Below are 8,844 nucleotides of genomic sequence, written 5' to 3'. Positions count from 1 at the left end.
AGAGACGCTCTTCTCTAAATATAGTGACTGCGATGATAGAGCAGCCTTGTTTTTTTATCTGGTAAAGGAGATCTATAATGTTCCAATGATTGCTCTGCTGTACCCTACCCATATCACTATGGCAGTTCAGTTTGACACACCTGTAGGCGGCGACCCTATAGTTTATAAAGGCAAGACCTATTCTATTTGTGAACCAACACCACAGAAAGAGGATCTTGGTATTGGGAAAATGTCTGCCGAACTAAAAAAGATCCCCTATCAAGTAGTTTATGCTTATGAGCCGAAACACTAAAGCCTAATTAAAAACAAAATTTGGGTCAAAATATTGCTTTACATGTAAAGTATCTCGCTTTGCTGGCTGTCCGATTGCTTCCAAAATAATCTCTGCCTCTAATAACCACCTTGTTTGGTCTGCTTGTTTATCAGGTCTTAAATTAATTCCTTTAACATATCCATCTTCTATTAGCCTAAACGGTGTCATCAGGCAAGCTGCACAACTCCTGATTAACTTTACTTTTCCATCTAAAATAGCTTGCTTGTTAAATGAAAAAGTTTTTCCTTCCATTGGCGCCTTTATGTAGAGCGTTGTTCTAACACCTGGGGTCTGTATATCTGCCCAAAATAGTCGATAAGGGCCGGTTATTAATCCTGAACCAGCTTCATTTAAATCTGCATCTTCAGTAAATAGATATTGACAACTTGCTTTTTCGGGACAAGGTGTTAGATTTTTTTCATCTATTTCATCCTTAATAATTTTTCCTTTGTCTTTCGTGCAGGAAACACCGATCAAAATGGTTGTCATTACCATCAACAGTTGAATAGTTATTTTTCTCATAATCTTATTGTTTACAACTATACGCTCAGCCATCTATTACCGCTACAGAATTCAGGTTAAGTTTATGTTAAATAAAAAGGCCTTTTTGCGATGTGCAAAAAGACCTATCAAAAATGTTATGATTTGAATATTATTTTACAGCTCCAGGAGTTGTATAAGGTAATACCTGAGGATTATAATTAGCCCAACCAGCAGTCCAATCAGTTGTACCAAAAGCACCTCTATAAGCAACTTTCTCGAAAAAAGCATCAGCAACTTTTACATTTGTGTACAAAGCTCCGTTAGCAGCGGCAGAACCTGCAACTACAGTAAAGTTAGGAGTACCTTGTTTAGCTGCAGCAACTAAATCAGGTGAAAACTTGTAAGGATCAGTAATAACTGATGAAGCATAAGCATCAGGAGTAAAAGTATTATTTGAAGTCAAAGAAGTAGTTAATGCAGCCAATATACCAGCAGCACCTTTAATTTGATTTGATTTACTATTACTTCCTAATACTAGATTGTTAGCAAATACAGATTTACCTGCCACAAAGTTAGCATAAGTAGCACCAGCTGTAGTAACCTTCGTATCATCATAATAAACACCCTCTGTATATCCAGCTAATACTGAATTAAAGATGCTTATTGATGAGTTACGACGAATTTGAGCAGCATGTTGATAGTTAGCATTTATATTTCCAGCACCAGCTACGTCAACAGGACCTAATATAGTTACGTTAGAAAAAATAGCAGATGTTTGAGGAACATTATTTGATCCATTTCCATCATTATCAGATTCAAAACCATTTGAGCCAGAGAAGTCAGCAATTGTAGCCACACGTTGTGCTAAAGCAAATTGAACCTTTCCAGAATAGCCATTATCAGTATCAAAATCATCATCCCATGTTCCAACTGAAAGTAAGTGTTTTGCATTTACTGTTCCACCGAACCATTCAAAAGCATCATCTCCTGAACGATAAACCTGAACATAATCAATAGTAGTACCTGAACCAACGCTTCCAAAAGTAAGACCGTTGATTTCATTATCAGGACCTAAGGCAATACCAGCATATTCAATACGAATATATTTCAGAGTTCCTGAATTATCAGCATCATCAGTACCTCCGTGTAGTGCCTTATCAGTAGCATCAGCAATACCTTCTATTTTAACACCTGTACCGATATTGTTTTTTGCTTTTCCTAATAAAACTAATCCACCCCAATCACCTTGAGCACGACCACCAGCAGGTTGATTTGAAGTAAATACAATCGGCTTGTCAACTGTACCTACAGCCTCGATTTTAGAACCACGTGTAATAACTAATGAACCTTTAGAAGCTTTATCACCTTTAATGATTGTCCCTGGCTGAATAGTAAGAGTAGCATTTCCAGTTACATAAACATTGCCTTTTAAAAGATATATTTTATCAGCAGTCCATGTAGTGCTTGTAGCAACATCTCCTGTTACGGTAACAACTCCTTCTGTAGTTGGAGGATTTATGATTCCTTCATCTGAATCATTCTTTGAGCAGCTTGCAAAAAAAACAAGCACACTTAAAGCTGATATTAATAACTGTTTTTTCATTTCTTTATTTTTAATTTGTTGTTTCAAAGATATTAAGCGTGATTTACCTGTATATTACTATATGTTTAAATAAACATTAAGCATTATTAAAGTCAATTAACAATGATTTAACATTAAAGCGTGTAAGAGAAAGACAAGGAGTAATTGCTACCCAATTTATATCTATTGATTGTTTCATCCTCTCCATTCATTTCATACTTCTTGTTCATGTTATTATCGTAGTATAAAATATTATTGTTGTTTAGGATATCTCCGGCATTGATTTTAAATTCACCCTTATTTTTAAATACCTTCATTCCTAATTGTAGATCTAAAACATTTCTTGGTGCTTCCCAGATGCTAGGGAATCTAGAGCCCCCAGCTGCTATAATTCTACGGCCTACCTTGTTATACAAAATATTGAAGTTCATTTTATTATTAAGAAAAGCATGTTGCAAGCCAGCATTTATAGTATAAGGAGCCTGTCCTACCATTTGGCGACTTTTTTCTAAATAAACTACCCCTGTATTTTCCGGATTTGTTACTTTAGATTTAATCAAAGCTAAATTGGCATAGGCAGTAGTATTTTTCATAAATTCATTCTCTGCTATAAAATCAAGAGACTTTCTAACTTCAAACTCTAACCCATAAACATCCGCCTTATCAGAATTGAAATAAGTAATTGTTCTTGTAGAATTGTAATCCTCATTTAGAGATTCAATGGCATTATTAAATTGCTTATAAAATGCGGATACAGAAATAATCTGACCTGCCGAAGGATATAGTTCAAAACGAATATCTGCATTATTAACCTGAGCACGCTTCAGATTTGGATTTCCTTGCTGAAAGGCAAGTTGTTCATAATCATAATATTGAAATGGGGCAAGTTCTCTAAATTCAGGACGTGCCAATGTACGGTAATATGATGCCCTTAAATTTATTTTTTCCGTTAGGCTATAAGTAAAATTCAATGAAGGTAAAACGTCAAAATAATCCTGTTTAACTGGTTTATTACTTGGGTCAAGTGTTTTTAAGTTTACATTGAACATTTCCGTTCTTACTCCCCAAACTAATCTTGCCTTCTCGCCAAATTTATTATCTAACATAGCATAGCCTGCATTCGTAAGTGAATTAGCTGTATAGATATCTCCAGAGTTTGGAATTTCACTTAGCGTATAAGCACCACTCTCAATTAAATCCTTGCCAAATAATGTTTTTAGTGGTCTTGCTCTTATGGCCTCAACATTTTCGTTATTGAACCCTAACTGTAATCCAAGGAAGCGAACATCAAAATTACGATCACGGTAAGATGAAGCTAGTCCAACTTTAAGTGTCGATGTCTCTTTAAATAAATTAACGGGTAAAGAATAATTTACTGAACCAGTGTATCCATTCTCTTTTAGGGTAGAGAACAATCTTGTGTTTTCTTTACCAATATTTAAAACGTTAGCTGTGTAAGCAATTTCAGGTTTATCCAGATCAGAAATATTTTTAGAATAATTGATCTTACGTTGATCTGGTTGATCATTTAATACGTTACTGAAGCCTACTGACCAATTAATCTTTGCATTTCTTGCCCCTAGCTGATGATTACCTTCTAGTGTTGATTTGAATAAAGATTTCTGAATTAGGTCAAAAGCAAAAAATTTGTTATCTGTTCCAGAACTTCCATTGGTTCCAGTTCTACTAGTATATTGGTCGTCAAATATTCTATTATAAATATTTTTGAAGGTAATTTTACTCTTACCATAAGTGTATGCAAAATTAGCAAGGGCACCTACGTTTGTAGAGAATTTATAAGAATTATCCAAATAATTATACTCATAAAAATCACGTACAGCGTCTCTAGTTATGCTTTGTGCATTACGATAAGTTAATGAAACTATAGCTCCGAATTTCCTATTATCCTTTAAATCCTTAACCCGACCTAAAGTAAACTGATAGTTTTGAGTTGGCAATGCGGTCATGTTATAGATCGACCAGTCTTGAGGAAGCGTTCTTATCGCTTTGATATTTTGCTCATAAGTAAGGCCTGCTGCTAGTCTATTTGTAGAAGGAAAACTTGATTGTAGCTTTCTTTTACCATCATCAAAACCAAAATAATCGGTTGCATTTCGAGGGCCACTAAAGAAGTCTTTAAAAGTCGATGCTGTATTATAGCCAACCCCACCACTTAATGTAATATAATTCTGATCAGGTATATCTTTAGTAGTAATCTGAACAGCTCCACCGGTAAAATCTCCTGGAAGATCTGGTGTGGCTGTTTTACTAATAATTAGATTATCTACCAAGTTCGAAGGCACAATATCAAACGAAAAAGCCTTTCTATTTGGTTCAGTACTTGGCAATGAAGCTCCATCAAGCATCGCAGTGTTATACCTATCACTTAAACCACGGATAACAACAAATTTATTATCCTGAATTGTAGCTCCACTTACCCTTTTTAGAACATCCGAAGTATTTTTATCTGGAGAGCGTTTAATTAATTCTGATGAAATACCATCAGAGATTACCGCGCTATTCTTTTGCTGAGCATAAAGTGCATTTACACTTTCCTTTTTAAAACTCCCCTGAATAACTACTTCATTCAGGTTTTGACCGCCTGCTTCATCAAGGATTATATCGAATATTGTATTTTTTCCAGAGGTTACTTCAACATCACTGATCTCTTTTCCATTGTAACCAACATATTGAAATATTAAAGTGTATTTTCCAGTAGCCAATCCTGTTAATGAATATTTACCATCAACATCTGTAGCCATACCTTTGGGGGTATTTTTTATCTTAACCGTAACACCAATAAGTGTTTCACCGGTTTTCTTATCAGATACCTTTCCTGAAATTTTGCCCGTTTGTGCAAATACTGCTGTGCCGATAATTACAAATAAGGCCGTAATTATTGCCTTTTTAAGATTTAGTTGTGATTTCAATTTGCCGTATATTAATTTCCAGCAAAGCTATTACCACAATGTTAGGTATATGTTAGGTGTAAATTACCATTCGTTTACCAGAGTGTTAACCCTATGTTAAGTAGCATTAGGCTCAGTATCTTAGCCCTACTTTTTTGCAAATAAAGTGCAATAACCAAATCGGTCCGATTAATAGAAACTTAACATCATCTAAAAACGAAGGCTTCTTTCCTTCAATCTTGTGCCCTATAAACTGCCCTATCCATGCAATTACAAAAATCACCAAACACACCAGCCACAATGCTGGTCCACCACTGGCCTCCCATTTCTCTAGCTGAACAATGATCATACTCATTCCAAAAATGAGCAACAGCATCAGGTACGACAATACAGGAGAAAGCTTTAAATAGTAATAAACAGAAAAGGCGATTAAGAACGAAGCCCAGTTCAGGTATCCATTGTACCTTCCCAAAAATCCGATATGCGGAAAAGGAATGGCCCAAACCAAACCTAATAAACTAAACACAATTAGAGGAACACAAATCCAGTGAATAATTTCATTTGAAGGGTTTTGATGGCTTTCGGCATATTTATCAAAAAGGACATCTACCTCACTTCTTTGCTCCGTTTTCATATCGTTATAAGTTTACTGAGTAAAAATAAAAAAAGCGACAGAATAAACCGTCGCTTTTATAAAATATTAATAGCCTGCAGTAATAATTGCAGGTTCGCTTATGCTATTTCGCAAAAGAAACAGATCTGGTCTCTCTTATTACAGTTACTTTAATCTGACCTGGATAAGTCATCTCTGTTTGAATGCGGTTCGAGATGTCAGCTGCCAATAGTTCTGCCTGCTGATCAGTTACCCTTTCACTTTCAACCACAACCCTAAGCTCTCTACCTGCCTGTATCGCAAATGTTTTCTCTACACCCGGATAAGAAAGCGCAAGCTCTTCCAACTCTTTTAATCGTTTAATATAGCTTTCAACTACCTCACGTCTAGCACCCGGACGTGCACCTGATATGGCATCACAAGCCTGTACAATAGGAGATATCATTGAAGTCATTTCTATCTCGTCATGGTGAGCTCCAATAGCATTACAAATTTCAGGATGTTCCTTATACTTCTCAGCCAGTTGCATACCTAAAATAGCGTGAGGTAATTCTGGATTATCATCTGGCACCTTACCTATATCATGTAACAGACCTGCACGTTTTGCCATTTTTGCATTTAAACCAAGTTCTGCCGCCATAGTAGCACAGAAGTTAGCAACCTCACGTGAGTGATGTAATAAATTTTGTCCGTAAGATGAACGGTAACGCATACGACCAACCATTCTGATCAATTCAGGATGTAACCCGTGGATACCCAAATCAATTACAGTACGCTCTCCTATCTCTACAATTTCATCCTCAATCTGCTTCTTGGTTTTAGCAACAACCTCTTCAATACGGGCCGGATGAATTCTACCATCAGTTACCAAACGGTGTAAAGCCAAACGCGCTATCTCTCTTCTTACCGGATCAAATCCTGATAAGATAATTGCTTCAGGAGTATCATCTACAATAATCTCAATACCTGTTGCAGCTTCTAAAGCGCGGATATTACGACCCTCTCGCCCAATAACACGTCCTTTAATTTCGTCACTTTCGATATGAAAAACTGAAACCGTATTCTCAATAGCAGCCTCAACTGCAGTACGCTGTATGGTTTGTATAACAACTTTCTTTGCTTCTTTTGTTGCAGTAAGCTTAGCTTCATCAACAATATCCTTAACCTGGATCATTGCTTGTGTGCGTGCCTCCTGTTTCATTGTTTCAACCAACTGGCTTTTTGCTTCATCAGCACTTAAACCTGCAATAGTTTCCAATTGCTTTACATGTTGGTTTTTCAACAATTCAACTTCTTCTTGTTTCTTTAATGCAATTTCAGTTTGCTTTTCAAGGTTCTTTTTATGATTATCAAGTTCTTGATCTTTGCGGGTAGCGTTTTCAAGCTTCTGGTTTAAAGACTGTTCTTTTTGTTTTAAAGTATTCTCTCGTTGATTGATCTGGTTATTTTTGGAATTTACTTCTTGCTCGTGCTCAGATTTCATTTGGAGGAATTTCTCTTTTGCCTCTAGCAATCTGTCTTTCTTTAAGATCTCAGCGTTACTTTCCGCATCCTTAAGTATCTTCTTTACCTTGCTCTGAACTGCAATTTCCTGCTTCTTAAGCAGGCTACGCAGCAGATATCTGCCTATTAAAATGCCGATTACTAATCCGGCAAGTACGTATCCTAATATTTCCATTCTATTTTTCTATATAAATCAGCTCATACACGCTGCATCACTGTTAAAAATTCGTTTAAAAAAAAACCGCAACTAACTTTATTGAGCCCCAAAGTTTTAAAAACCTCAACTAATTATAATTAGGATTTAAGTCATTTTCAGGTACATAAATGCAAATGAAATACACCTTCTTAATCCTATAAATATTGAAGTGTTAAGTTTTAAAAATAATGAAACTCAAAAACCTAGCTGCGGCTAATATCTTTGTTGTCTTAACTAATATAAAGAACGATCTTATTTCGAAAAAAAATCATTTAATAAACTATCCAATTCTTCCACCTTCTCGGCAACAGCAGTATCTTGATCCTGGACTTTGTTTTCTACTCTCAACACTGCCGTTGCATAGTGCAGTACTGCCATAGAAAGCAAATCCTGTTTATCGCGAACGGCATAATTTTCCTGATAATCTTTTATGCGCTCGTTAATAATCTTGGCTGCTCGCCTTACAATTTCTTCCTCTTCTGTATTGACCTTTAAGGGGTAAATACGATCGGAAATAGTTATTTTTATAGAGATTTCTCCCATTTTTTAGCTTTGTTTCACTTTTTCAAGTATTCCTTATTTCTTAAGTAATACAACACACTTATCTATTTCACGCACAAAATCGTTAATTTTTTGCTTTATATCAAGTGTCTTTTCACTTGTTCCTTCAATACTTTTCGCAAGCTTCAAAACTCTAAGCTTTTCCTCAAGCTCAGTGTTCTTGTTTTTTGATGTATCAAGGGCAACTTTTACTGACTGGTTCTCAAGCTTTAATAAATCATTTTCTTCCTGCAAAGCATTACAAAGCTCTATTAAACGAGTTGTTTTTTGCAATACTGAATTTAACTGATCTGCTACAGAAGACATTCTACTAAAGTTGTTTTTTATTTAAAATATTATTTTTTCAGAAAACACTTACTTATTTTCTGATTTCTGCTTTCGCTGTTTGCGCTAAGTTAGATATAATCTTTTGCATAACGGAATCAATCTGCTTATCCGTTAATGTTTGCTCTTCATCCTGAAGGGTAAAATTAAGTGCATATGATTTCTTTCCTGCAGGTAGTTTATCTCCAACGTACACATCAAACACCTGTACATTCTTAATCAATTTCCGCTCTGTTTTGAATGCTATGGTCTTTAAATCATCAAAAGTCACATTAGTATCTACCAGCATAGATAAGTCTCACCAGCATAGATAAGTCTCTTCTTACTAATGGATACTTAGGAACTTCTTTATTTATAATT

7 protein-coding genes and 2 pseudogenes are annotated in these 8,844 nt (G+C 35.5%); 1 reads left to right on the top strand and 8 read right to left on the bottom strand.

The annotated features are described in order from the left end of the window. Positions 1-292: pseudogene (locus tag AC1DDX_RS17255) on the top strand (hypothetical protein); the annotation flags it as partial. Positions 293-295: 3 nt separating this feature from the next. Here AC1DDX_RS17255 and AC1DDX_RS17250 read toward each other — a convergent pair. The 8 genes and pseudogenes from AC1DDX_RS17250 to AC1DDX_RS17215 all read right to left on the bottom strand — a co-directional run. Next, positions 296-835, bottom strand: coding sequence for a hypothetical protein (locus AC1DDX_RS17250; protein ID WP_172661238.1), 540 nt, complete (start codon positions 833-835; stop codon positions 296-298). 130 nt (positions 836-965) lie between these two features. Beyond that, a complete protein-coding gene (locus AC1DDX_RS17245) occupies positions 966-2,426 on the bottom strand; it encodes a hypothetical protein (protein ID WP_246269578.1) in 1,461 nt (486 codons plus the stop codon). A gap of 86 nt (positions 2,427-2,512) precedes the next feature. Beyond that, the gene (locus AC1DDX_RS17240; protein ID WP_084498422.1) at positions 2,513-5,308 is read right to left on the bottom strand and encodes a TonB-dependent receptor; all 2,796 of its coding nucleotides are present in this window, start codon (positions 5,306-5,308) and stop codon (positions 2,513-2,515) included. Positions 5,309-5,420: 112 nt separating this feature from the next. After that, on the bottom strand, positions 5,421-5,921 hold the full coding sequence (locus AC1DDX_RS17235; protein ID WP_172661239.1) for an Mpo1 family 2-hydroxy fatty acid dioxygenase: 501 nt from the start codon (positions 5,919-5,921) through the stop codon (positions 5,421-5,423). Between the two features lie 103 nt (positions 5,922-6,024). Beyond that, a complete protein-coding gene (gene rny / locus AC1DDX_RS17230) occupies positions 6,025-7,578 on the bottom strand; it encodes a ribonuclease Y (RefSeq protein WP_048907315.1) in 1,554 nt (517 codons plus the stop codon). Between the two features lie 273 nt (positions 7,579-7,851). Beyond that, on the bottom strand, positions 7,852-8,142 hold the full coding sequence (locus AC1DDX_RS17225) for a cell division protein ZapA (RefSeq protein ID WP_068891351.1): 291 nt from the start codon (positions 8,140-8,142) through the stop codon (positions 7,852-7,854). Positions 8,143-8,175: 33 nt separating this feature from the next. After that, positions 8,176-8,466, bottom strand: coding sequence for a hypothetical protein (locus tag AC1DDX_RS17220; protein ID WP_048907317.1), 291 nt, complete (start codon positions 8,464-8,466; stop codon positions 8,176-8,178). 52 nt (positions 8,467-8,518) lie between these two features. After that, positions 8,519-8,844, bottom strand: a pseudogene (locus AC1DDX_RS17215) (phenylalanine--tRNA ligase subunit beta-related protein); the annotation flags it as partial.

The organism is Pedobacter sp. 10L46_2 (assembly GCF_056395165.1).
The sequence above is the reverse complement of the archived record's forward strand: the minus strand, read 5'-3'. Positions and strand labels throughout refer to the sequence as shown.

Coding starts and splice junctions, on each gene's coding strand:
- AC1DDX_RS17220 (WP_048907317.1), bottom strand. CDS start 8,466: ATGTCTTCTGTAGCAGATCAGTTAAATTCAGTATTGCAAAAAACAACT.
- AC1DDX_RS17250 (WP_172661238.1), bottom strand. CDS start 835: ATGAGAAAAATAACTATTCAACTGTTGATGGTAATGACAACCATTTTG.
- AC1DDX_RS17235 (WP_172661239.1), bottom strand. CDS start 5,921: ATGAAAACGGAGCAAAGAAGTGAGGTAGATGTCCTTTTTGATAAATAT.
- AC1DDX_RS17225 (WP_068891351.1), bottom strand. CDS start 8,142: ATGGGAGAAATCTCTATAAAAATAACTATTTCCGATCGTATTTACCCC.
- rny (WP_048907315.1), bottom strand. CDS start 7,578: ATGGAAATATTAGGATACGTACTTGCCGGATTAGTAATCGGCATTTTA.